The organism is Bradyrhizobium sp. CCH5-F6 (genome assembly GCF_001556045.1).
Lineage (GTDB): Bacteria > Pseudomonadota > Alphaproteobacteria > Rhizobiales > Xanthobacteraceae > Bradyrhizobium.
The window spans coordinates 53,951-77,526 of the sequence record NZ_LSIC01000121.1 but is presented as its reverse complement, the minus strand read 5'-3'; the positions used below and the strand labels follow the sequence as shown (position 1 = coordinate 77,526).

Genomic DNA, 23,576 nt, shown 5'->3' with positions numbered 1-23,576 from the left:
CGTGAGGATAGAGACCCCTCACCCAAGTGAGTTCGTATCGACTAGCGGAGCTGCCCTCTCCCACAAGGGGAGAGGGCGCAATAACATGCAGCGCGGTCGCAATCAGTGCCTCGGCACCCTCGCCTCAATTCACCCCATACACATCCGGATCGGCGCTCGAGCTAGGCTTCTTGAAGGCGTTGCGCAAGGCGGGCGACATCGGGACGTTGTAGTTGAGGCCGTTCGGCGGGGTCGGCGATTGCAGCCATTTCCGGTAGAGCACCTCGATCTTCGGGCTCGCATAGAGCTCCGCCGTCGCGCGGTCGGCGAGCGCCTTGAACGGTGCATCCTCCCGCCGCAGCATGATGCCGTAAGGCTCGGGCTTGGAGAACGCCTCCTCGCTGATCATGTAAGCTTGCGGCTCCTTCGATCGCGCGATCGCGACCGCGAGTTGCACGTCGTCGAGCGCCTAGGCCTGGGCGCGGTCGGTCTCCAGCAGCAGGAAGGCTTCCGCTTGGTCCTTGGCCGGCATCACATTGATGCCGAGGTTCCGCTCGGTGTTGACCTTGGCAAGCTGCGTCAGGTTGACCGATCCCGCCACCGCGGTGACCGCCTTGCCCTTGAGATCGTCGATGGTGTTGATCTTCGCGGCCTTCTTCGCGGCAAACCGCGTCGCGCTCAGGAAATGCGTGTTGGTGAAGGCGACCTGCTTCTGGCGCTCGGCATTGTTCGTCGTCGCCGAGCAATGCAGATCGAGCGTTCCGTTGACCATCAGCGGAATACGGTTCGACGACGTCACCGCGAGCGTGTCGACGGCGATGTCGGGCATGCCGAGCTGCTTTTTCACGGCGTCCACGATCTCGAGACAGATATACATGGCAAAGCCGACCGGCTTCTGATTGCCATCCAGATAGCTGAAGGGCACCGAGGCCTCCTGATAGCCGAGCGTGATCTTCTTGGTCTCCTTGATCTTTTGCAGCGTGCCGGACAGGTCTTCGGCTGAAGCTGCGCTCCCAAGACAGGTCAAGGCCAGCAGAACGGTGAGTGGACGCATCGGGGGCTCCTCAAGGGGACGTGGCTGTATCGAGCAATCGAGGAGCTGATAGCCTACACCTCCGGGGAACACCAGACGTGGCCTGCGTCTAACTGCTATCGCCCCTGGATATACGTCTTCGTCCGCACGTCACTGGCAGGTCAGCTGCTGCTCGAACCAGCCGCCCAGCCGTTCCGACAACGGCGGCCAAGTCCGCCGGAAACGATCGAGCTTGCCGACATTGACGCGGTACATGGCCCGCAACTGCTCTTCGATGGCCGGCAGATCAATGCCAGCGCAGCGTCCTTCCTTCACGATCGTCTTGCCGGCGACGACGACCTCCTTGACCAGCGATGCGTTGCCCCGCGCGAACAGGAGCGCCATGAGGTCGACCGGCATGATCTGGTCGCGATCCAGCCGATCGAGATCGATCACGACGTAGTCGGCGGGATTGCCTGCGACGAGCTCGCCGCTCCCCGGCGCGCCGGTCGCGCGACGCCCGTTGCGGATGGCGAGCGCGAACATCTCGGCCGGGGTCCAGGTCGGCTTGAACCCGAGCCCGCCATGGACCATCTGCACCAGCCGCATCTCGCGCAGGATGTCGTCGTCCTCATCCAGCGCGAGGCCGTCGACGCCGACGGCGACGGCGCAGCCGCATTTGTGGGCAGCGGCGATCGGGGCGAGTCCCGAGCGCAAATGCATGTTCGAGCTGAAATTGGTGACGATGCGCGCGCCGGAGGACGCGATCATCTCCAGCTCATCCGGCCTTGCGTGGATGCAATGCGCCAGCGTCAAACGCTCCGAGAGGAAACCGATGTCGCGTAGCCAGCGCACCATGTCCGGAAAGTGCTGATCGGCCCAGGCCCGCTGGTACACGGTCTCCAGCAAGTGCATATGGATGCGGCGGCCCGTCAGCGCCGAGTTTTCGGCCACGGCCTCCAGCAATGGCTTCGAGCACCATTGCACGCCGGCGGGCCCGAGTTGAACGTCGACCATCGGGCCGGCGATCGCGGCGGCTATTGCGTCCGTCAGCTCGATATACGCCTTTGGCGACATCGGCGCGCGGACGAACAGCTCCTCGATGGTTCTGCGATCATCGCCGGAGAGACCGGACAGCACCGGCTCGGCATCACCGTAGACGATCGGATTCTGGTCACGCACGGCCATCGCAAACGCAATGCGGATGCCTACGTCGGAGGCAGCCCTCGCGATGGCCTCCGCCTCATCGACCAAGGGCATCGTCCCGCTCGGGCGTGTGTAGTGCACCATCATGGCCGCGCAGCCGGCCTTGGCCGAACGCGCCAAGGCGGAAGCTGCGGTCAGGTAGGGATCGACCGGTGTGCCGAGCGCGGTCCGCAGGATCCAGCTCTCCAGCGGCATGCCGACCGCGCCGAAGGACGACGCAGTGGCACGAGCATGGTCATGGGCGTTGACGAAGGCCGGGAGGACGAAAGAGCGCGGCGCGGCGCCCGCTCGTTCCGAGATGTCGGTGATGACGCCGTCATCGTGCCGCAGCACGACATTGTCGATGACACCGCGCTCGAGGCCACAGAACAGGCTGGTCGCCGCTATCTCCGTGGCCATGAGCGTCCCTCCAATACTTCAATTCGCTGTATAGACCAGCTCCCGCTCCGCGCGCGGCGGGAGGAACTCGCGCGAGAACACTTCAGCAGGCGTCGGCGCACGGGCGAGCTGATAGCCCTCGACCACGATTCCGATGGCACGCGCCATGCGGTCGTCCTTGATGTCGCCGATGCCGATCTCCTTCATCTCGGGCGAGACGATCAGCTTCTCGAAGGAATACTGCAAGCGCCGCTTCTCGACATCCGCGTTGATGAGGTTGTCGTAGTTCACCGCCGCCTTCATGCCAGCATTCTGGTCCTTCGCAACCGCGATCGCCCCCTTGTTGATGGCGCGGACCAGGCCCGCGACAGCTTTCGGGTTCGAGGCGATCAGCTTGCGCGACACCATCACGCCGTTGGAATAGAGGTCGAGACCGTACTCACCGAACGAGAACCATTTGAAGTCCTTGTCCGGGTCCTGGCGGTTGAGCACCAGGTTGAAGTAGCTGGTGATGTTGAAGACGAGGGCAGCGTCGATGTCGCCCTTGATCAGCATCGGCTCCTGCAGGTTCGGCGCCATGTTGGAGATCTTGATCTTCTCGCCGTCGAGGCCGTTCTTGCGCGTGAACACCGGCAGGAGCCGTGTCGTCGGCGTGCCCTGCGCGCCGCCGAGCGTGCGGCCCTCGAAATCCTTGATGGTGTTGATGCCGCTTGACTTCTTGGCGACGATCGCAAACGGCGGCTGGTTCCACATCATGTAGACCATGACCGGCGCCTCCTGCGGCTTGGTCGAGGCGTTCTGGATGATGGCATTGACGTCGCCGAAGCCGGCGTCATAGGCCCCCGACATGATGCGGGTGACGGTGGCGCCGGAGCCCTCGCCCTGGTCGATGACGACGTTGAGGCCTTCCGCTTTGAAGTAGCCGTTGTCCTTGGCGTAGAAGAACGCGGCATCGCTGCCCTGGGTCTTCCAGCCGAGCGTGAACTTGATGGTCGTTTCCTGGGCCATTGCGGCGCCGGTGGACAGAGCCAGTCCCAGCAGCGCGACACTTACTTTTCTCAACATCGAGACCTCCTCAAGCTTCGTTGCATGACGGTTGACAAATCAGGTGGCGATCACGTCGTTCTTGCGCGTTGCCCAGCCCGTGACCCGCCCTTCGATCAGCGAGAACACGACGTAGAGCGCGACGCCGAGGCCGGCGAGCACGAACAGGCCGGCAAACACCAGCGGCACGTTGAAATTGGACGAGGCGGTCATCATGACGTTGCCGATGCCGCGATTGGAGGCGACAGTCTCCGACAGCACCGCCCCGACGAAAGCGTAGGAGATCGCGACCTTCAGCGACGCGAAGAAGAACGGCATGGTCCTGGGCAGGCCGACATTCCAGAGGATGTCGAGCTTGCTGGCGCCGAGTGCCTTCAACACGTCCTCGAGCTCGGGCTCGGTGGTCGCAAGGCCCGTCGCGATGTTGACCACGATCGGGAAGAAGCAGATCGACAGTGCGGTCAACACCGCCGGCACCGTACCGGAGCCGAACCACAGCACGAAGATCGGCACCACCGCGACTTTCGGGATCGACGAGAAGCCGATCAGCAGCGGATAGCAGGTGTCATAGGCCGTCCTGGAGACGCCGATGATGGCACCGAGGGTCACCCCGAGCGCCACGCCAAGCACGAAACCGAGCATCGTGGTTGCCAGTGTCTGCACGATGTGCGGCCACAACACCGGAAAACGCTCGACCAGCGTCACGAACACCTGCGACGGGCGCGGCAGCACCAGGTCTGACATGCCCGTCATCAGGCAAAACAATTCCCAGGCGACGAAGAACAGCACGATCAGCCCCGCCGACCACGCCTTCTGCCTGACATCGATCCCGAACATCAGCTTGCCCCCTGCTCAGCTGCGCTCCGCGCGTCCTCTATGAAGGCGCGCAGCTTCTGGTTCAGTGCGACGAACTCCGGCTCGAAGGTCATGGCCACCGTGCGCGGCCGGGCGAATTCGACGCGGCTGTCGTCGAGGATGCGGCCGGGACGCGCGCTCATCACGCAGATCCGGCTCGCGAGGAAGCCGGCTTCGCGCAGGTCATGCGTCACCAGCAGCACCGTCGGCTTGTGCGTCATCCAGAGGTTCTGGAGGATCGCCCACAATTCCTCGCGGGTGAACTGGTCGAGCGCACCGAAGGGCTCATCGAGCAACAGCATGCGCGGCTCGTGGATCAGCGCGCGGCAGAGATTGGCGCGCTGGAGCATGCCGCCGGAGAGCTGCCAAGGGTACCGGCTGCCGAACCCCTTTAGGCCGACCTGCTCCAGCAGCGCATTGGCCTTGTCGCGGAATTCGGTCTTGCGCAGCTTCCGGAAGTTCGAGCGGAACGGCTCGACGATCTTCAGCGGCAGCATGATGTTCCGCTCAATCGTCATCCACGGCAGCATGGTCGGGTTCTGGAAGGCCATGCCGACCCGCATCGCGCGCGCCGCGACCTCACGGCCGCCGACGATGACGACGCCAGTGGTCGGCTGCACTAGGCCGCTGACGAGACGGAGGATGGTCGATTTGCCGCATCCCGACGGACCGACCAGGGCGACAAACTCGCCATCGGCGATCTTGAGCGTGGTCTTCGACAGAGCCGGGACGGCGCGATCGCCGCGCCCGAAGGTCACGGAGGCCTCGGACAGCTCGATGGCGGTCGGGCCGGAGCCCTCGGGAACGAGCTGCCCGTCAAACTGGGCGTGGGTTTGCATGCGCATCACAGCAAAAGTGCATGCAAGCTGGATGCCAGCCATCGGACGTAGACAAATCAACGACCTGGCAAAAGCCCTCGCCGCATGGCCGGTCTTATTCTAGGCAATCCTGGCCCCAAACTGCATGCAATTGAAGCGCTGAATTGGCCGTGGAATATGCTAAAGAGAACTCTCACCCCTATTAGGATTCGCGGATGGCGGCGCGCGCGAACAGCAAGATTTCCGAATCGTCGGACAAGGTCAGCGTGATCTGCCGCGCGCTCAGGCGGGCGATCATCGAGCAGGCGCTGGAGCCCGGCGCAAAGCTGCCGGAGGATGCGCTCGGCGAGCGTTTCGGCGTCAGCCGCACCATTGCCCGCCACGCGCTTGGGCAACTCGCCGCGGAGGGCCTCGTCGAGCTTCGCCGCAACCGGATCGCGGTGGTGGCGACGCCGAGCTGGCAGGAGGCGCGTGATGCTTTCGACATCCGCATCGAGCTCGAACGATTAGTCGTGCGCCAGCTCGCGGGCAAGCTGACAAAGGCGCAGATCGCCGAGCTGAACGCCCATGTCGACGCCGAGGATCGTGCGCGCGGCGGCACGGATGCGGTGTCGATCCGCCTCGCGACCGAATTCCACATCCTGATAGCGCACATGACGAACAGCCCGATCCTGGTTCGCTATGTCAGCGAGGTCGCCTATCGCTGCTGCCTGACGCTGTCGCTCTACAGCCGGCCGCATTCCAGCGAATGTGCCATCAACGAGCACCGCGCCATCATCGCCGCGCTCGCGAAAGGCGACGAGGTCAAGGTGATGGAGCTGATGCATCATCACCTGGATTCCGTGGCTAATCGCGCGCTGGTGGCCCCGACTCCCCAGCGCGGCCGGGATCTGCTCGATATCCTCGCGCCCTATGCCGACGAGGTGACGAGCGACCGCGTCGTCAAGCTGCCGAAAATCGCACGGAGGGGCTAAGCCTCGATGCCGCGCTGAACGAGGATGCGCTCGGCGCTGTCGTTCCACACGTCCATCTTCACGATCTGGCCGCCCCGGACGACGAAGCGATCGACATAGCGATTGCCCTCGAACGGCGTGCCGTCCATCCACTCGCCGTACAGCGTGCCGACGCTGTAGACGACGGTTTCGTCCGCGCCGGGGCAGACATCGAACCGGTCCATCTTCTTCTTCACCCAACGATAGCGCTTGGCGTTGAAACCGGTCGGCCCGCGCGGATGGTCGAACTCACGCCCGCCGGTGAAGGTGATCACCGTGCCCGGCTTCATATAGGCCGAAGCGGCGTCAGGATCGGGTATCATCGACGCCGTGAGATAGGCTTCCACGATCTGGGCGTCGGTCATCGGGCGTTCGGTTTTTGTGGGGGCGGACATACTGGATTCTCCGGGTGTCAGCATCCTACAATTCGTACCCCAAACTGCATGCACATTTTTTGAACAGCTTGATGTCAAGAGTGCACACAATCTGGAGCTGCCTGCCCCCAGACCTTCCGCTAGGCTATCACAGCTGAATCCGATGCCATGACCACCCAGACCGCTTTCGACCTGATTGTCCGCAACGCGCTGTCGCGCTCATCCGCCGTACCCGTCGATATCGGCGTGAAGAGCGGTCGTATTGCCGCGATCGAGCCAAAGCTCGCCTGCGAGGGCGTCGAAGTCGACCTCGGCGGGCGTCTCGCCCTGCCCGGCTTCGTCGACACCCATATCCATCTCGATAAGGCCTGCCTGCTCGGCCGCTGCGGACACAATCACGCCAGCGTCTCGGAAGCCATCCGCGCCGTGGCCGGGATGAAGAAGGATTTCACCGTCGAGGATGTCTACGCCCGTGGCGCCAGAGTGCTCGAACGCGCGATCGTGCACGGCACGACACGCATGCGCACCCATGTTGAAATCGACCCGCGCATCGCCTTGCGCGGTTACGAAGCGATCAAGGCACTGAAGCGCGACTATGCTTGGGCGATCGATCTGTCGCTCTGTGTTTTTCCGCAGGAGGGCCTGACCAACGATCCCGGCAGCGAAGAGCTGCTGGTCCAGGCGCTGCGCGACGGCGGCGAGGTGATCGGCGGCTGTCCCTACATGGACAGCGACCCGGTCGCGCATCTCGAACGCATCTTCGATCTCGCGCAGGAATTCGATGTCGATGTCGATCTCCATCTCGACTTCGACCTCGATCCCTCCTGGTGGCACCTCGACGAGGTCTGCCGGCAGACCGAGCGACGCAACTATCACGGCCGGGTGGCGATCGGCCACGCCACGAAGCTCTCGGCGTTGCCGCCCGATAGGATGCAAGCCGCCACCGCGCAATTGGCAAGAGCCGGCGTTGCCGTCACCGTTCTGCCGGCGACCGATCTCTATCTGATGGGGCGGGATGCCACCCATAACGCGCCACGGGGACTGACGCTCGCCCACAAGCTCGCCGATGACGGCGTATTGTGTTCGGTCGCGACCAACAACGTGCTCAATCCCTTCACGCCGTTCGGCGATGCCTCGTTGCTGCGTATGGCGAACTTCTATGCCAATGTCGCGCATGCCGCCGTCAGCGACTTCGATACCTGCCTCGATCTCGTCACCGAGCTGCCGGCACGGCTGATGAACCTCGGGGACTACGGCATCAAGGTCGGCAATCCCGCCGATCTCGTCGTGCTCGACACCCGGGACAGCCGTTTCGCCATCGCCGAGCTGCCCGAGATCATCATGGGCTTCAAGGCCGGCCGACGCACATTCGAGCGGCCCCGGGCCACTTTGTTCAAGCCCGGAGGCTGAGCGCGCAGCCACCTCAGGCAGGATTGTCGGGAAGGTGGCCGCTTACGTTCTATACTACCGCCGCTTCAGCCCAGCCAGACCGGTAGAATCCCGGACCGTAGCCCCCACGCGTTGCGAGATCGGGCGCGCCGACCTTAACTGGGCCCTGCAGTGACTGTTGCGTGCGATCGGAGAAGTATGGCCATGTTCAGCGCGTTTCGCAGCATCGACGATCGTTCCATCCAGGCCAGAACGCCCACCGATACCGCGGTAAAGCGGCTCGAGGGCATCGAGCACGTTCTGTCCGATCTCGATCTCGCGGGGATCCAGACGCAGGACGATTTGAACCGTACGCTGTGGACGCTCGACGCCGCGCGCAAATGCGTTCGCGCCGTGCTGGCCGAATTCCGCACCCAGCCGGTGACGGAGCAACTCGTCGGCAAATCCCGCAATCTCATCGACCTGATCGAGCGCGCTCGCGACCATGTCGTGACCTTTCAGGTCCTGGTGCGATCCTGAGCTGATGGCTTTGCGCGCTTGACCTTCGCGAGGATCCGATCCGCCTCGGTACGCCAATCAGCGCTGCGTGCGAATTCCTTGGTCCCCTTGGTTCCGAACAGCCCCTCATCAGCAAGATCGGCTACCCAGGCCTGTCGTTCGGCGGTGCCCTGCGCCGACCAAGGCGTCAGGCCGACCTCGCGCACGGTTTCGGCCACCTCGCGCACCTCCTCGGCACGACGGCGGCCGTGCTCGATCACGCGCTGGAAGAAATAGGCGCCCTGCTTCTCCCAATCGATGCCGGGAAAGGTTTCCGCCAGCGAAGCCAGCACGGCATCCTCGACACCATAGGCGCGCGCGGTGGTAAAGCTCTCGATGACCATGGCCTCCAGGCCCTTGATCATGATGCTGCGGCACATCTTGACGGCCGAGGATACGCCGAGTTCTTCGCTGGCAACCCTCGCCGCAAAGCCGATCGCGTTCAGCAGCGGCTCCAGCTCCCTCGCGCCGGGCCCGCCGAGCAGCAGCGGCACCTTGATGCGATAGGGCGGGACCGACGTCATCACGGCGCCCTCGACATAGCGCCCGGCCGCGGCGTCGATCAGTGCAGCGGCGCGCTGCTTGGCACCCGGAGACGCCGAGTTGAAATCGAGGAACCAGGTGCCCTGATTGAGCGCCGCCGCACAGGCCTTTGCGACCGGAACGGCCTGGCTGGCGGTGACTGCGGAGACGATGAGATCAGACTTCGCGGTCAGCTCGGCATGAGAGCCCGCGAGCACCACCCCAAATCTCGCCGCATGCTCCTTCAGTGACGCGCCCTGCTCGCCGCCGAGCTTGATGTCGTAGGCGGCGACCTTGATGTTCTGCTGGCGCAAATCCTCGGCAAGAATCCTGCCGACCTCGCCGTAGCCCACCAGCCCGATCTGCCACCGTCCCGGATCAGACATCAGTTCAATCCTCGCATCGTTTCGTCGAACAGTTCCTCGACCGCGTAACGGCGCGGGATCAGCGCCTGCTGGAATGCGTAGTCTACGATCAGTTCGAGTGGTTTTCTGTTCGCTTCGATTCCGAACGGAACGAGATCCGGCGAGCCGGCCGGCCCCGCCTGCGCCTTGTTTCGTTTCAGAAGATCATAGACGCCTGCGACGACATCGGGGCGCGATCTCGCCAGCTTTTCGGTCGCGACCACGAGATGATTGACCGGCACGACGCCGCGACGCGCGTACCATCGGGCGGCCTCCGCAGCAGGATCGGGAAACAGCGGCTTCAGCTCGGGATTATCGGAGGTCTCGCCAAGGACGGCGTCGAGCTCGCCATCGAGCAACATCTGCTGGATCTTCTTGTCCTTGGGCGCACGCTCGGTGGTGTCGACATATTCGGCAACGTGCGGATCCTCGAAGGTGACCCATTTGATGTTGTCGAGGTTGACGCCGTAGTCGTTAGCGAGAATCCCTCTGATCCAGGCCCCGGTCGTCGTTGTAAACGAGCGGATGCCGACGCGTTTGCCTTCGAGGTCGGACGGCCCGAGCGTGCCCCGCCCCGGATTGTAGAGCGCGTAGGCGTGCTGGAACCGGCCGAGCATGGTTGCCGGCAGCAGCACCAGCGGCTTGCCATGCGCCTTCGCCATTAGATAGGTGACGATCGCCATCTCGCAGACGTCAAAGGCCTGCTCGCGGACCATCGGCTTGAACGCGGTGTTGGTCGGCGTGTATTCGATGAAGTCGAGATCGAAAAGGTCGGAGCGGAGTTCGCCGCTCTTCACCGCCCGCACATGGGGGTGACTGCCGAGCACCGCCTTCAGCTTCAGACGATCCATCCGTCCGCTCCGTTTCCCGTCGCTTCAGACGTCTTCGGGACTGTCGACATACATCAGCCCGGCCTTCGCCAGCGCCTCGCGCATGTTGTACATGTCGAGACCGAGCTCGCCGGAGGCCAGCCGCTTGCGCTTGCCACCTTCGTCCGCATTGCGCTTCTTCGCCTTCTCGGCGACTTCAATGACATAGCGCTTCGGCACCACCACAACACCGTCGTCATCGGCCACGACGATGTCGCCGGGATCGACATAGACGCCGGCGCAGACGACGGGGACGTTGACCGAACCGAGTGTGGCCTTGACCGTTCCCTTGGCCGAGACCGCGCGCGACCATACCGGAAACTTCATCTCGTGCAGCGCTTTGACGTCGCGGCAGCCGGCATCGATAATCAATCCCTGCACACCGCGCGCCTGCAGCGACGTCGCAAGCAGTTCGCCAAACATGCCATCGGTATTGTCGGTGGAGCAGCCGACGACGAGGATGTCGCCCTCCCTGCACTGCTCGACCGCGACATGGATCATCCAATTGTCGCCGGGCTGCGCAAGCACGGTGACGGCAGGTCCGGCAATCGACGCACCCGGCCAGACCGGCCGCAAATACGGCTTCATCAGGCCGATGCGGCCATAGGCCTCGTGCACGGTCGAGACGCCGTACGCCGCCATGCCGTCGGGATCGGCACGCCTGATGTTGCGAACGACGACCGGCTTCATGCAAGCTCCTCCGCAACGGTCGGAAACAGCCGCTGATAGGCCTCACCATACGTCATGGGCACGCCGGTGTTGCGGCTGCCCTGGATGCCGCGGTTGAGGGCGACGCGCTCGTAATAGCCCCAGAGATGCTTCTGCGCAGCGAGGATCTGGAACGCCTCGTATTTCTCCTTCCAGACCTCGTCGATCTTGAGGAGCAGGTCCGGCTTGTAATTGCACTGCTCCGGCTGGTGCGGCTCGAACAGGAATACCGGCGGCGCTGAGTATTTGTACTGCGCACCGGGCTTGTGGCCCATCGCCTGGGCCACCACACGCGTCTCCTGTGCAAAGTGCGCCGCGTTGGGATGGTCGAAATTATAGGGATCTTCCAGCGCATGCGTCAGCACGAAGCTCGGGTTGAGCTCGCGGTAGATGTCGACCATGCGGTCGAAATGCGCCTCGGTCAGCTTCAGCGGATAGTCGCCGCAATCGAAGAACTCGATCTCGGCGCCCAGCAGCCTTGCCGCCCGCTCCGCCTCGTCCTTGCGGCCGGCCTTGACCGACTCCAGCGTCGCGCCCTTCTCCTTCCAGGCGAACTGGCTCTCGCCACGCTCGCCGAAAGACAGGCAAACGATCTTCATGCGATAGCCCTTTTTCGCGTGAAGCGCGATGGCGCCGCCGGCGCGCCAGACGAAATCGCCGGGATGGGCGGTGATCACGAGACCTGTTTTCATGGGACGAACTCCCTTCTTTCGTTTGTGGGCATCATTTCGATCGCAGCCCCCTCATTGGCTGAAGCCAAACAGGCGCGCGGGATTGTCGACCAGAATCTTATGCTGAAACTCCGGCTCCGGCGCGAACAATGGAATCAGATCGACGAGATCACCGTCGTTCGGCATCACCTTGACGTTGGGATGCGGCCAGTCGGTGCCCCAGATGACTCGATCGGGTGCCGTCTCGACAATCTTTCGCGCGAACGGCACCGCGTCCGTGAATGGCGGCCCCGCCGAAGACACCCGCTCCGAGCCGCAGATCTTGACCCAGCATTTCTCGTCACGCTGCATCAGCTCGATCAGGATCCTGAACGGCAGCTGGTCGAGCCTCTCGGACGCCCTCACCCGCCCCATGTGGTCGATCGTGTAATTGAGCGGCAGCTTTGCCAACATGTCGGCATATTCAGGCAAGTCGATCGCGTCAAAATGCAGGTCGATATGCCAGTCGAGCGGCGCGACCTTCGCAATGACTCGCTCGAACACGCCCTTATCAGGGACGCCGCCGAGATGACGGACGAAATTGAAGCGGCAGCCGCGGAAGCCGCCCTCGTGCAGCGTGCGAAGTCCGCGCTCGGTGATGCCATCATCGATATTGGCGACCGCGCGGTAGGCGCCGTTGCTTTGCGCAATGGCATCGAGCGCTACCGTATTGTCGGTGCCGTGCACACTGGCATTGACGATGACGGCGCGCTCGACGCCGAGCTTGGCATGCAGCGCGCGAAAATCCTCCAGCGGCGCGTCCGGCGGCGTGTACGATCGGTCGGGCGCGTAAGGATATTTCGCGCCGGGTCCGAAGATGTGGCAATGCGCATCGCACGACAGCTTCGGCAGCTTGAAACTGGGCGTGCGCGTGTTCGGATCAGGCGGCGGAATGGTCGGCGTGTACATCATCGTCATCGGGTGAACCCGCCGAAGCGAGACGCTTGTTTCAAGTCTTGCTGCTGACGACCGGCCGCCGTCGCGCCGGCGGGGCTTGATCCAGCGCGGGCGCCTGGAACGCGGCCACAGTGGCTTGCACCAATTGCTCGATGGCATTGGCGGCGTCGCCGCCATCGGCTTCGCCACGCGACAGGCGCGAAACCCGTTCCGGCGTCACCAGCGAATAATAGAGCGCGCCGAGCAGGAAGTGACTGCGCCAGACGATGTCGGTGCGCGGAATGTGCGGCAGGCTCTCGTGGATCGCGTCGATGAAGGCATGGCTGGTGTCGTCAAACGTCTGCGCGATGATTTTTCGCGCGACGTCGTTGCCTTCTGCCGACATCACGGCGCGCAGGCGCGTGAAGCGCGCCCCGCCTCCGGCGAGATCGCTGCCGGACGTGAACGCCGGCACCACATAGGCGCGCACGATCGCCTCCAGCCGGTCCTGGAGATCGCGCACGCGCTTGGCGGCCGCGAGCAACTCGGAGCGGCGCAGGTTCATCGGCCCGCAATGGCGCCGGTAGATCTCGAGCAGCAGGCCGTCCTTGGTCTTGAAGTGATAGGTCACGCTGCCGGGATTGGCACCTGCGGCCTGCGCAATGTCGCGCACGGAGACGGCATTGAATCCGTTGGTGGCGAACAACTCCTCGGCCGCGGCGAGGATCGCCTCGCGCATGTTCGGCTTGCGCGCCGTTTCCGTGCTGGTGGACTTGCGTACCATGGGATTTGTACTATCGTACAAGAGATCAGGTCTCGTCAACAAGAACCATGGGCGGCGTCCGGAACGGATTGGAGACCGCCGACAGGCGCAAATGCCCTCGAGGAGTGCTGGGAATATGTTGGGTTTGAACAAGAAGATCGGCGGTTTGCTGCTGGGTGCCGGTCTGCTGCTGGCGGGCGGCGCCGCGTGGGCCGCCGACAATTATCCGAGCAAACCCGTCCACATTGTCGTCCCCTACGCCGCCGGCGGCGCGGTCGACGTGCTCGCGCGCACGCTGGGCCAGGCACTGGCCAAGACCTGGGGCCAGCAGCCGGTGATCGACAACCGTCCCGGCGCCGGCGGCATCGTTGCTTCGCAGGCGCTGACGCAGGCCGCGCCCGACGGGTACACGCTGATCCTGGTCGCGAGCGGCCATCCGCTCAACCAATTCATCTACCCCAGCGTGCCCTATGACACCTTCAAGGATTTCACCGCGATCACGGAAGTGGCCTCCTCGCCGCTCGCGATCGTCGTGGCGAAGGACAGCCCCTACAAGACGCTCGGCGATCTGCTCGCCGCAGCGAAGAAGGAGCCTGACAAACTCTCCTACGGCATGTCCGGCAACGGCACCTCGGCACATCTGGCCGGCGAGCTGCTGAAATACATGTCCGGCACCAAGATCGTCGCGATCCCCTACAAGGGCGGCGCACCGGCGCTCACGGCCGTGATCGCCGGCGAGATCCCGCTCAGCATCAATCCGCTTGCGGAAGCCATCGGCCAGCTCGAAGGCGGCCCGGTGCGCGCGCTCGCGGTGACCTCGGCCGAACGCTCCAAAGCTCTGCCGAATGTGCCGACGGTCGCGGAGTCCGGTGTCGCCGGCTACGATGTCTCGGTTTGGTGGGGCGTGCTTGGTCCGGCAAAGATGCCGCCGGAGATCGTGGCCAAGCTCGAGACCGATCTGAAGGCCGCGCTGCAAGACTCAAACGTGCAGTCGACACTCGGAAAGATCGGCGCGACGCCGGTCGGTTCATCCGCCAAGGACTTTGACGCCTACATGCGGGCCGAGGCGACCAAATGGGAGCCGGTGCTGAAGGCCGCCAACATTCGCGCGCAGTGAGGCGGGTCATCGCGTATCGCCCGCGATTTCGCGCCTGCTTCGCGCGCCGCCAGACGATCTCCGACCAGATGCAAACGATTGGCGTTCGCCAACATCGCCAACCTCGTTTGCTGCAAATCAACGCAGCAACATGGACAAAGCGTCATTTGTCATCGGGGCTGCGCCGGGCGACGAAAGCGTGAGCTCGCCGGAGATTGAGAATGAGCAAACCTTTGTTGTTGGCACTGCATCGCTGGATCACGCTGGTCTTCGCACTACCCCTGCTCGCGATCATCGCCACCGGACTGATCCTGTCCTTTGAGCCGCTGGTGCAAGTCAGCGGCATCAGCGGTCAGGCGATTGAATCCGGGCGCATCGTCGAGCTGGTGAAACGGTATGATCCGGATGGCAAGGCACGCGGGCTTTCGATCAATGCCGCTGCGCAGCGGATGACGCTGCAGGGGGCGGGAGCATCTGCGATCGATCTCGCAACCGGCGAAGTCGTTGCCTCAAGGTCCACCCTCGCCGATCTCCTCCTGTGGGCACGCATCACGCATGAACGGCTGCTTGGCCAAACGTGGCTGGTGACAAGCTCGACGATCGCCATGGTGACCCTGATGTTGCTCGGCGCTCTCATGGGGCTGCCAAGGCTGCGCAACACGCTGTCCGGATGGCACAAGGGCACGGCCTGGTTCGCATTGCCGCTGACTCTCCTGAGCCCCCTGACCGGCCTGTGCATGGCGTTCGGCCTGACGTTCCAGAGCAGCGCCGCTCCAGCGGGCGGACGTCCCGTTGCCCTGCCCGACGCCGTTCGCATGGTCGCAGACTCGCACGAGCTGTCGCATGTCATCTCGATCGGCGCCCGCGGCGGGCGCATGATGGCGCGGATCTATGAGGACGGAGAGCTGCGCGCCTACGCCGTCAGTTCATCCGGCGTCACACCGCTGCCGCGCAACTGGCCGCGCCTGATCCACGAGGGAAACTGGTCGGCCCTGATCGCTTCGCCTCTGAACGTCATCACCTCGATCGCACTTCTGATCCTGCTGTCGACCGGACTCCTGATCTGGGCCCGGCGCAAGCTGCGCAAGCCGCGGCGACGCGCCGGCGGACAGACCGACGCAGCCATGGCTGGAGCGGCGTAGCATCCGGCCTGCATTCAATTGCGTGCACCCGCCCGCATCTTCTCCGGCGGCGCGGAGCGTCGCGGGAGATCGACATCGTCGTCTCCACCTGACGGGATGAGAATCGCGCGCTCGCGCGGCAAGGCCTCCGGCATCTCGTCGCGGATGAAGGCGATGAGCTTCTCCCTCATCTCGCAGCGCAGGTCCCAGGATTGCGGCGCATTCCTGGCGCTGACCAGAGCGCGAAGCTCGATGGTGCGAGAGTCCGCATCGATCACCTGGAGATTGACCACCGCTCCATCCCAAAGCTTGGACTCCTTGACCGCTCCCTCCAGCCAGCGCCGGATGCGCGGAACATCGGCGCGGTAATCGACATGAAGCGCGATCACGCCGATCAGAGAGGCGGTATCGCGTGTCCAGTTCTGGAACGGCTTTTCGATGAAATAGGACAGCGGCACCACCATGCGGCGCCAGTCCCACAACCGGATCACGACATAGGTCGAGGCGATGTCCTCGACCCATCCCCACTCGTTCTCGATGATCACGGCGTCTTCGATGCGGATCGGCTGGGTGATGGCGATCTGCAGGCCGGCAATCAGATTGCTCAGCAGCGGCCGCGCGGCAAGACCGACGATGAGACCCGCGGCACCGGCGGAGGCGAACAGGCTGACCCCGTATTGCCGGACCGAATCGAACGTCATCAGCGCGGCAGAGACCGTGATGATGACGATGATGGTGTCCGTGACGCGCTTGAACACGCGCACCTGCGTGACGTGCTTGCGCGCGACGAAATTCTCGGTGACGTCGCGAAAGTTCTGGAGATAGCGCGCCGCACTCATGTCGACGATCCGGATCGATATCCAGCCGATGAGCGCGATGAAAGCCACGACGAACAGCCGCATCAGCGGCGTGCGGATCGCGTCGTCGAGCGGTGCGAGCGGCAGCACCAGGGCGACGGCAGCCAGACACAGCGCGAGTTGGGCCGGGCCCGTGGTCCGATCGACGAACACGCTCAGAAGGGGAAAGCGAGTTCCGAAGGTGCGGCCGAGCAGCCATATGGCGAGCCGGTAGACCAACAGGGCGAGCAGGATCGCTCCGGCAACAAGGCTGAGGCCAATGAACCATGAGGGTATCCAGCCGAGCATCCCATTGATGTCGGCCATGAGGGCCTGCCAATTCATTGCGTCCCCGCCATTTCATGCGCACCAGCGCGCTCAACGCCGTCTGGCCGTCTTGGCTCCCCCGCCCAGTGCAATGCAGCATCCCGCTGATGCAACCGTCCCTGAACTGCGCTAGATTGAGATTCAATGACTCGACGAACCGGCAGCGCCGATCTCCCTCTTCACACCGGACGGGTTCCGCCCTGGCTGGCGAGCCGCATGTCCTCGCTGGGCGCGATTGTCACCCAGGCGATCGTGCATCATTACGGCCGCGATGCGTTCCTCCAACGGCTGGCGCATCCGTTCTGGTTCCAGTCATTCGGCGCCGTGATGGGGATGGACTGGCACTCCTCCGGTATCACCACGTCCGTGATTGGCGCGCTGAAGCGCGGGCTCGAACCGCTTCAGGATGAGCTCGGCATCTATGTGTGCGGCGGTCGGGGCCAGCATTCGCGCAAGACGCCGGACGAGCTGATGCAGCTCGGCGACCGCGTCGGCTTCGACGGCGCAAAGCTCACCCGCGCCAGCCGCCTGGTGGCGAAGGTCGACAGCGCGGCCGTGCAGGACGGCTTCGACCTCTATCTCCACGGCTTCTTCGTGACCGCCGACGGCAAATGGACGGTGGTGCAGCAGGGCATGAATGGGGACAAGCGGCAGGCCCGCCGCTATCACTGGCACTCCGAGGCGCTGAAGAGCTTCGTCGATACGCCGCACAGCGCGATCGACGGCCCGCAGCAAGGCGAAATCGTCAACCTGACCGACCATCGCGCCGACGTCTCGCGAGCCGCGCAGCTCGAGCTTCTGGGCAATCTCGGCCCCGACCGCATCGTCTCCGAGCTGGAGCGCCTCACCGGGACGGCGCAGGAACCGGCGCAGGCGATGCTGCCCCATCTGATCATGCCCGCGCATCACGATGTCCGCCCCAAGGACGTGTTCACGCGGCGCCTGCACGGCACGCTGGCCGCGGCGGCCGAGCGCGGTCCGGTCGATTTCCCCGAACTGCTGCTGACGCCGGGCGTCGGCGCGCGCACCGTGCGCTCATTGGCGATGGTCGCCGAGGTCGTCCACGGCGCGCCGTATCGCTTCAAGGATCCAGCGCGCTTCTCGCTCGCCCATGGCGGCAAGGACCGGCATCCCTACCCCGTTCCGATCAAGGTCTATGATGAGACCATTCGCGTGCTCAAGGGCGCGATCCAGAGCGCCAGGCTCGGACGCGAAGAGGAGATGCAGGCGATCAAGCGGCTTGACGATCAGGCGCGGCGGCTGGAGCAAACTGCAAGCGGGCCGTCGGTTGAGGCTTTCATCGCCGGCGAACTTGCCGCCTCGCCGGATCTCGATGGCCGCTCGGTGTTCGGATGGGAGCGCGACCTCGCAGCGACAAAAAAGCGGACCGGCTGAACACCGGTCCGCGAGTTGTCGGGAGGAACGCTCTCAGGTCGGTCGGCCTCCGGAGTGTCGTCGAGCCGGTTCGCGGCGTGGTCCTGGTATTGTTCAGCCTGGATGGACCGCCGTCCAACGCCGCGACTGTCCGAATTCCGCTTCTTGTCGCGGTCGCTGATCTCAGCTCGTCGCGAGGGAACGCTCAAGGCTCGCTCCCGCCCGCCCCGGTGTTCCACGGCCCTCAGCCGTGACGGGAAGTTTCGCGATCGCGCGCAAGCCCGGCCGCCTGCGCCAATGGATCTCGGCGGCCTCGACGGCAAGACCGAGCTTCGGCCATCGCACGAACAGCGCTTCCAGCGCGCAGGCCGCCTCGATGCGCGCGAGCTGATGGCCAAGGCAGAAATGGATTCCTGTTCCGAACGAGAGATGCCGGTTGGGCTTGCGTTCGAGATCGAGAATTTCGGGACGGTCATGCACCGCGGGATCCATGTTCGCTGCCGCGAGCATCACCATGACACGATCGCCCTTCTTCAGGAGAATCCCCTCGACCTCCACGTCCCGCCGCACATAGCGCGGCTTGGAGAACTGCACCGGCGAGACGAACCGCAGGAACTCCTCGACGGCGAGGCCGACCCGGCTCCAGTCCTGTTCGAGCCAATCGCGCAAGCCGGGGTTCCTGAGCAGTTCGTAAGCCGAGCCGCTGATGAGATGCGTGGTGGTCTCGGAGCCCGCCGCGAGCAGCAGAAACACCATCGAGACCATCTCGTCCGGCGTGATCTGGCCGCCCTCGCGCTCGACCTGGATCAGTTCGGCGATCAGGCCCTCGCCGCCCTGCACGCGCGCGATCTGCAGCTGCCGTTCGAGATAAGCGCGCATCTTGCGGAACGCGAACAGCAGGCGGAAGAAGCTGACGACATTCGTCAGCGAGGACATCTCGTTGGCCCACGCGATGAACTTCGGGCGATCGGCCGGCGGCAGGCCCAGGAGCTCCGAGATCACTGCGAGCGGCAGGATGCGCGCGTAGCGCTGGACGAGGTCGGCCGTGCTTCCGTTCGCAAAGATCTCGTCGGCGAGACCGTCGGCGATGGCACGGATGCGCGGCTCCATGGCAACGATCGCGCGACGGCGAAACGCCTCGTCCACGATGCTGCGCAACCGCGTGTGATCCGGCTCGTCCATCGTCAGCATGTTGTTGGCGATGGTCCTGACGTATCCCGGCATCCACCAGCGCAGACCAGCGACGTCGCCATCTTCTCTTCTCAACGTGAAGGTCGCGCCGTCCTTCAGGATTTGCGCGGTGGCATCATGGGTCGTGGTGATCCAGACGTCGCCGATGAGAGGAAATCGTGTCGCGACGACGGGGCCGGACATGCGCAGCGCCGCAATCGCCCTGGGTGGATCGCGAAGGTAGGCCTCGCTGGTGAAATCGAGGCGGACTGTCATGGGAGCACCGGACTGATTGCTGGCGTCTCACCCAGATGGTGCGCGGCACCGCCGGCGCAAGGGCTGGAGCGCGCGCTTCAGGAAATGCCGAGAGAGGGGTCTAGCCGCGTCCGGGAGAGCGCTGACCGGTCTTGCGCTGCTGCGTGTAGGCGTCCCAATGGCTCCAGCTGCCATTGCTGAGGCTCTGCAGGTCGGTAGCGAGCGGACGGCGTGTGCGCTTGTCGTGATCGGCGATCACGCGTTCCGACTGCGCGATCTTCCGCTTGAGGTCCGCGACCGCCTTCTGGATCTGGCCATTCCGTTTCGACGAGGCGATCTCGCCCATCGTGAAGCGCGCGGTCTCCAGCGCCTTCAACTCGGCGCGGTTCTTCTTCAACTGAACCCGGTGCCAGGCGATGTTGCTGTCGCTGTCCGCAACCATGTGGGAACTCCGCTGATTCGCTCCCGCATAGTATCAAGCGCCGAATCGGCGCCGCAACGGGCCCGACGCGGCGAAAATGCGGTCTTATTGCGCAGGAATTCCGGGATTACCGCTCGGCGAAGGCCTTTTCGACCACGAACTGGGCCGGCTCGCCATGGTTGCCCTCGGCGAAGCCGCGCTCGCCCAGGAGGACGCGGGTGTCCGCGACCAGCGCCGGGCTGCCGCAGATCATGACGCGATCCCGGGCTGCTTCCAGCACGGGCAGCCCGATATCGGCGAACAGCTTGCCCGACGTGATGAGGTCGGTGATACGGCCGCGGTTGCGGAAGGGATCGCGGGTCACGGTCGGGTAGTAGATCAGTTGGTTGCGAATGTACTCGCCGAGCAGCTCGTCCTTCGGCAGATGCTCGTTGATCATCTCGCCATAGGCGAGTTCCTTCACGTGCCGGCAGCCGTGCAGCAGCACCACCTTCTCGAACCGCTCATAGGTCTCGGGGTCCTTGATCACGCTCAGGAACGGCGCAAGGCCAGTACCGGTGCCGATCAGGTAGAGGTTGCGCCCCTCCTCGAGATTGTCGATCACGAGCGTGCCGGTCGCCTTGCGGCTGACGATGATCTCGTCGCCTTCCTTCAAATGCTGAAGCCGCGAGGTCAGCGGGCCGTCGGGCACCTTGATCGAGAAGAACTCAAGCGTGTCTTCGTAATTGGCGCTGGCGACGCTATAGGCACGCAGCAGCGGCTTCTCGCCGACCTTGAGCCCGATCATGGTGAATTCGCCGTTGCGGAAACGGAAGGTCGGGCTGCGAGTGGTCTTGAAGGAGAAGAGCGTGTCGGTCCAATGATGGACGCTCAAAACGCTTTCCTGATTGAAATTGCTCATCACACCTTCCCTGTCGCGTCATTGCGGTTACGAGGCGGGCAGCTATGCGTCGTTTGTACACGATCATTCGTATACTAATGAATAATCCTGCTTGATCCGGCGGTCAAGGCTGCCCAAGATCGGAAGCGTTGCAATTGAGGACAAGGACCCCTTCCATGGCGCATGACGCACCCCAGGCCACCGGACCCTCGAAGCTCGTGATCCGAAATATCGGCCTGATCCTGTCCGGCGCTTTGGAGAAGCCGATCCTGGACGGCGACACCATCGTCTCCGAGAACGGCAAGATCACCGCGATCGGCCGCTACAAGGACGTCAACACCGAGGGCGCGACCACCGTCGTCGATGCCCAGGGCACCACGGTCGCGCCGGGCCTCATCGACAGCCACGTCCACCCCGTTGCGGGTGACTGGACGCCGCGCCAGAACCAGATCAACTGGATCGACAGCTACCTCCATGGCGGCGTCACCACGATGATCTCCGCCGGCGAGGTGCACATGCCGGGCCGTCCCCGCGACGTCGTCGGCCTGAAGGCCATGGCCGTGTTCGCCCAGCGTGCGTTCTGGACCCTGCGTCCCGGCGGCGTGAAGGTTCACGCGGGCGCGCCGGTGATCGAATGCGAGATGGTCGAGGAAGATTTCAAGGAGATGGCCGCCAACGGCGTCAAGCTGCTCGGCGAAGTCGGCCTCGGCGGCGTCAAGGACGGCCCGACGGCGCGGAAAATGGTCGGTTGGGCACGCAAATACGGCATCCAGAGCACGATCCACACCGGTGGCCCCTCGATCCCCGGCTCCGGCCTGATCGACAAGGACGTGGTGCTGGAGGCCGACACCGATGTGGTGGGCCATATCAACGGCGGTCACACCGCCCTGCCCGACGACCAGATCCGCTGCATCTGCGAGGGCTGCAAGCGCGGGCTCGAGCTCGTGCACAACGGCAATGAGCGCTCCGCCCTGTTCACTCTGCGCACCGCGCGCGAGATGGGCGATCTGCACCGCGTCATCCTCGGCACCGACGCGCCGGCCGGCTCCGGCGTGCAGCCGCTCGGCATTTTGCGCATGGTTTCGATGCTGTCCTCGCTCGGCGACCTGCCGGCCGAGCTCGCCTTCTGTCTTGCCACCGGCAACACCGCGCGGATGCGGCAGCTCGATTGCGGCCTGATCGAGGTCGGCCGTTCCGCCGATTTCGTCATCATGGACAAGGCTCAGCACTCGCCCGGCAAGAACATCCTGGAGAGCGTGCAGCTCGGCGATCTCCCCGGCATCGGCATGACCATCATCGACGGCATCGTGCGCACCCAGCGCAGCCGCAACACGCCGCCGGCCGGCAAGGTGCCCGAGGTGGTCGCGAAGTGACGCAACCGGCGCGCGCGGCGCTCCGCGTGGCCCCCAAGGACCTTGAACCAGTTTCCTCTCTGCTGCGTCTCATCCAAGCAGCCTGACGAGGGCCGTGCATGGCTGGGGCGTCGAGGAAATCATGAAGCGTTCGTGGCGAATTGCCGCCGGGGTTGCCGGCGCGGTGGCGGGCTACGTCGCGATCTTTCTTGTGTTCTCCCTGCTTGATTTTGGCAACCGGGCAGACCCGATCACATCGGGTCTGCTGGCACTGTTCATCTACTCACCCATCGGCGCGATCGCCGGCGCGGTGCTCGCCAGCTGGCTGGTGACGCTTCCAGGCAGTGACGCAAACAACGGAAGCGTCGCGCGCACCAGCCTGAAGTCCCTTGGTATCGTCGCCCTCTTCTGCGTCGCAGCTGCCGCCACTTACCTCGCTTACGCCTATGCGACCGCGACGCCGTGGCTCAATCCGAACGCGGCCAATCCTCTTCTCGTGTTCGAGGTCCGTTTTCCGGCGGGGGTAAAGGTGCCGACATCAGCGCAGGGCATCACCATCGAATTGCAAACCGACCTCAACACCATGCCCGGCGAAGTGACCCCGGCCGCCTTCTATCGCGACGGCGACCAGCCCGTCATCGCAGGCGAAGTCGAACTCGCCTTTCGAACCTCGCACCGGCAACTCGCCGTGAACATCCAGGGCCAGCCGACCCGAATCTATCCGATCGACTTAACGGCCCGGGCGCCGCATACGCCGGAATTCGGAACGTGGCGGCGCCTCAACGATGGCAGTGAAATCCGCTACCGCGCCAAATGGCCGGGCAAAACTTGATCCCCTATCGTCTTCGCTACCGCAGCTTGTTCAGCAGCGCCATCAGCATCTCACGCTCTTTCGCGTCGAGCGGCGCCAGCGTCTCGCGGGTGATCGCGATCGCGTTCGGCGCCAGCTTCTCGGCCAGTTGCTGACCGGCGCGCGTCAGGCTCACCAGCAAGCGGCGTCCGTCTGCGGGATCCTGGCTGGTCTCGGTCAGGCCGCGCGCCGTCAGGCGGTCGATCACGCCCTTGATGGTCGCAACATCCATCGCGGTGAGCCGACCGAGCTGGTTTTGCGAGCACGGTCCGGTCTCGGCGAGCTTCGACAGCGCCGCCCATTGCGTCGGTGTCAAATTGGTGCCGATATCGCGCGAAAAGATCGAGCTGTGGCGCTGCCAGACCTGGCGCAGGATGAAGCCGACCTGCTCGTCGAGCACGTAAGGCGGTTTTGACGGTTTGACGTTCTTCTTGGCCGCAACGCTTCTCGCCATCCGT

24 protein-coding genes and 1 pseudogene are annotated in these 23,576 nt (G+C 64.2%); 8 read left to right on the top strand and 17 right to left on the bottom strand.

Going from position 1 to position 23,576, the window contains the following annotated elements; translation table 11 throughout:
• Positions 1 to 124: 124 nt before the first annotated feature.
• The 5 genes and pseudogenes from AX729_RS21395 to AX729_RS21375 form a co-directional block, all read right to left on the bottom strand.
• Positions 125 to 1,033 (bottom strand): annotated as a pseudogene (locus AX729_RS21395) (amino acid ABC transporter substrate-binding protein).
• 129 nt (positions 1,034 to 1,162) lie between these two features.
• Positions 1,163 to 2,596, bottom strand: coding sequence for an amidohydrolase family protein (locus tag AX729_RS21390; RefSeq protein WP_061026350.1), 1,434 nt, complete (start codon positions 2,594 to 2,596; stop codon positions 1,163 to 1,165).
• Positions 2,597 to 2,614: 18 nt separating this feature from the next.
• The gene (locus AX729_RS21385; protein WP_061026349.1) at positions 2,615 to 3,640 is read right to left on the bottom strand and encodes an ABC transporter substrate-binding protein; all 1,026 of its coding nucleotides are present in this window, start codon (positions 3,638 to 3,640) and stop codon (positions 2,615 to 2,617) included.
• Positions 3,641 to 3,679: 39 nt separating this feature from the next.
• On the bottom strand, positions 3,680 to 4,456 hold the full coding sequence (locus tag AX729_RS21380) for an ABC transporter permease (RefSeq protein WP_061026348.1): 777 nt from the start codon (positions 4,454 to 4,456) through the stop codon (positions 3,680 to 3,682).
• Positions 4,456 to 5,313, bottom strand: coding sequence for an ABC transporter ATP-binding protein (locus AX729_RS21375; RefSeq protein WP_156457117.1), 858 nt, complete (start codon positions 5,311 to 5,313; stop codon positions 4,456 to 4,458). The genes AX729_RS21380 and AX729_RS21375 overlap by 1 nt, the downstream gene beginning before the upstream one ends.
• Positions 5,314 to 5,507: 194 nt before the next feature.
• On the opposite strand from AX729_RS21375, the gene AX729_RS21370 reads away from it, so the two are divergent.
• On the top strand, positions 5,508 to 6,266 hold the full coding sequence (locus AX729_RS21370) for a GntR family transcriptional regulator (RefSeq protein ID WP_061026347.1): 759 nt from the start codon (positions 5,508 to 5,510) through the stop codon (positions 6,264 to 6,266).
• On the opposite strand, the gene AX729_RS21365 is transcribed toward AX729_RS21370, so the two are convergent.
• Positions 6,263 to 6,679: a nuclear transport factor 2-like protein gene (locus tag AX729_RS21365; protein ID WP_061026346.1), complete on the bottom strand. Its 417-nt coding sequence runs from the start codon at positions 6,677 to 6,679 to the stop codon at positions 6,263 to 6,265. The genes AX729_RS21370 and AX729_RS21365 overlap by 4 nt on opposite strands.
• A 147-nt stretch (positions 6,680 to 6,826) precedes the next feature.
• Here AX729_RS21365 and AX729_RS21360 point away from each other — a divergent pair, with 147 nt between their 5' ends.
• Both AX729_RS21360 and AX729_RS21355 read left to right on the top strand, forming a co-directional pair.
• A complete protein-coding gene (locus AX729_RS21360) occupies positions 6,827 to 8,068 on the top strand; it encodes an amidohydrolase family protein (RefSeq protein ID WP_061026345.1) in 1,242 nt (413 codons plus the stop codon).
• A 183-nt stretch (positions 8,069 to 8,251) separates the two neighbouring features.
• A complete protein-coding gene (locus AX729_RS21355) occupies positions 8,252 to 8,566 on the top strand; it encodes a hypothetical protein (protein WP_061026498.1) in 315 nt (104 codons plus the stop codon).
• On the opposite strand, the gene AX729_RS21350 is transcribed toward AX729_RS21355, so the two are convergent.
• The 6 genes from AX729_RS21350 to AX729_RS21325 are packed head-to-tail and all read right to left on the bottom strand — an operon-like array spanning position 8,545 to position 13,457.
• Positions 8,545 to 9,495: a DUF1932 domain-containing protein gene (locus AX729_RS21350; RefSeq protein ID WP_197433646.1), complete on the bottom strand. Its 951-nt coding sequence runs from the start codon at positions 9,493 to 9,495 to the stop codon at positions 8,545 to 8,547. The genes AX729_RS21355 and AX729_RS21350 overlap by 22 nt on opposite strands.
• A complete protein-coding gene (locus tag AX729_RS21345) occupies positions 9,492 to 10,361 on the bottom strand; it encodes a substrate-binding domain-containing protein (protein ID WP_061026343.1) in 870 nt (289 codons plus the stop codon). The genes AX729_RS21350 and AX729_RS21345 overlap by 4 nt, the downstream gene beginning before the upstream one ends.
• Positions 10,362 to 10,385: 24 nt before the next feature.
• Positions 10,386 to 11,069, bottom strand: coding sequence for a 4-carboxy-4-hydroxy-2-oxoadipate aldolase/oxaloacetate decarboxylase (locus AX729_RS21340; protein WP_061026342.1), 684 nt, complete (start codon positions 11,067 to 11,069; stop codon positions 10,386 to 10,388).
• On the bottom strand, positions 11,066 to 11,779 hold the full coding sequence (locus AX729_RS21335) for a PIG-L deacetylase family protein (protein ID WP_061026341.1): 714 nt from the start codon (positions 11,777 to 11,779) through the stop codon (positions 11,066 to 11,068). The genes AX729_RS21340 and AX729_RS21335 overlap by 4 nt, the downstream gene beginning before the upstream one ends.
• A 51-nt stretch (positions 11,780 to 11,830) precedes the next feature.
• Positions 11,831 to 12,715: an amidohydrolase family protein gene (locus tag AX729_RS21330; protein WP_061026340.1), complete on the bottom strand. Its 885-nt coding sequence runs from the start codon at positions 12,713 to 12,715 to the stop codon at positions 11,831 to 11,833.
• Between the two features lie 31 nt (positions 12,716 to 12,746).
• Positions 12,747 to 13,457 carry a TetR/AcrR family transcriptional regulator gene (locus AX729_RS21325; RefSeq protein WP_061026339.1) on the bottom strand — a complete coding sequence of 237 codons (711 nt, stop codon included), beginning with the start codon at positions 13,455 to 13,457 and terminating at the stop codon, positions 12,747 to 12,749.
• 115 nt (positions 13,458 to 13,572) lie between these two features.
• Here AX729_RS21325 and AX729_RS21320 point away from each other — a divergent pair, with 115 nt between their 5' ends.
• Positions 13,573 to 14,553 (top strand): tripartite tricarboxylate transporter substrate binding protein, encoded by a 981-nt coding sequence (locus AX729_RS21320; protein ID WP_061026338.1) that lies wholly within the window; start codon positions 13,573 to 13,575, stop codon positions 14,551 to 14,553.
• Between the two features lie 200 nt (positions 14,554 to 14,753).
• Complete coding sequence (locus AX729_RS21315) at positions 14,754 to 15,674, top strand: PepSY domain-containing protein (RefSeq protein WP_061026337.1); 921 nt, start codon at positions 14,754 to 14,756, stop codon at positions 15,672 to 15,674.
• A 14-nt stretch (positions 15,675 to 15,688) separates the two neighbouring features.
• Here AX729_RS21315 and AX729_RS21310 read toward each other — a convergent pair whose 3' ends face one another.
• Positions 15,689 to 16,834 carry a mechanosensitive ion channel family protein gene (locus AX729_RS21310; RefSeq protein ID WP_061026336.1) on the bottom strand — a complete coding sequence of 382 codons (1,146 nt, stop codon included), beginning with the start codon at positions 16,832 to 16,834 and terminating at the stop codon, positions 15,689 to 15,691.
• A gap of 126 nt (positions 16,835 to 16,960) precedes the next feature.
• On the opposite strand from AX729_RS21310, the gene AX729_RS21305 reads away from it, so the two are divergent.
• Entirely contained in the window at positions 16,961 to 18,211 is a 1,251-nt protein-coding gene (locus AX729_RS21305; protein WP_061026335.1) for a DUF763 domain-containing protein, read from the top strand.
• A 162-nt stretch (positions 18,212 to 18,373) separates the two neighbouring features.
• Here AX729_RS21305 and AX729_RS21300 read toward each other — a convergent pair whose 3' ends face one another.
• The 3 genes from AX729_RS21300 to AX729_RS21290 all read right to left on the bottom strand — a co-directional run bounded on the left by AX729_RS21300 (position 18,374) and on the right by AX729_RS21290 (position 20,937).
• Positions 18,374 to 19,636 (bottom strand): cytochrome P450, encoded by a 1,263-nt coding sequence (locus tag AX729_RS21300; RefSeq protein ID WP_061026334.1) that lies wholly within the window; start codon positions 19,634 to 19,636, stop codon positions 18,374 to 18,376.
• Positions 19,637 to 19,736: 100 nt separating this feature from the next.
• Positions 19,737 to 20,057 carry a hypothetical protein gene (locus AX729_RS21295; protein WP_061026333.1) on the bottom strand — a complete coding sequence of 107 codons (321 nt, stop codon included), beginning with the start codon at positions 20,055 to 20,057 and terminating at the stop codon, positions 19,737 to 19,739.
• A gap of 106 nt (positions 20,058 to 20,163) precedes the next feature.
• Positions 20,164 to 20,937 carry a ferredoxin--NADP reductase gene (locus AX729_RS21290; protein WP_061026332.1) on the bottom strand — a complete coding sequence of 258 codons (774 nt, stop codon included), beginning with the start codon at positions 20,935 to 20,937 and terminating at the stop codon, positions 20,164 to 20,166.
• A gap of 155 nt (positions 20,938 to 21,092) precedes the next feature.
• Between AX729_RS21290 and AX729_RS21285 the strand changes: the two genes are divergently transcribed.
• Both AX729_RS21285 and AX729_RS21280 read left to right on the top strand, forming a co-directional pair.
• The gene (locus AX729_RS21285; protein WP_061026331.1) at positions 21,093 to 22,289 is read left to right on the top strand and encodes an amidohydrolase family protein; all 1,197 of its coding nucleotides are present in this window, start codon (positions 21,093 to 21,095) and stop codon (positions 22,287 to 22,289) included.
• Between the two features lie 121 nt (positions 22,290 to 22,410).
• Positions 22,411 to 23,100 (top strand): hypothetical protein, encoded by a 690-nt coding sequence (locus AX729_RS21280; protein WP_061026330.1) that lies wholly within the window; start codon positions 22,411 to 22,413, stop codon positions 23,098 to 23,100.
• Positions 23,101 to 23,116: 16 nt separating this feature from the next.
• Here AX729_RS21280 and AX729_RS21275 read toward each other — a convergent pair whose 3' ends face one another.
• Positions 23,117 to 23,572, bottom strand: coding sequence for a MarR family winged helix-turn-helix transcriptional regulator (locus tag AX729_RS21275; protein ID WP_061026329.1), 456 nt, complete (start codon positions 23,570 to 23,572; stop codon positions 23,117 to 23,119).
• Between the last annotated feature and the right edge of the window lie 4 nt (positions 23,573 to 23,576).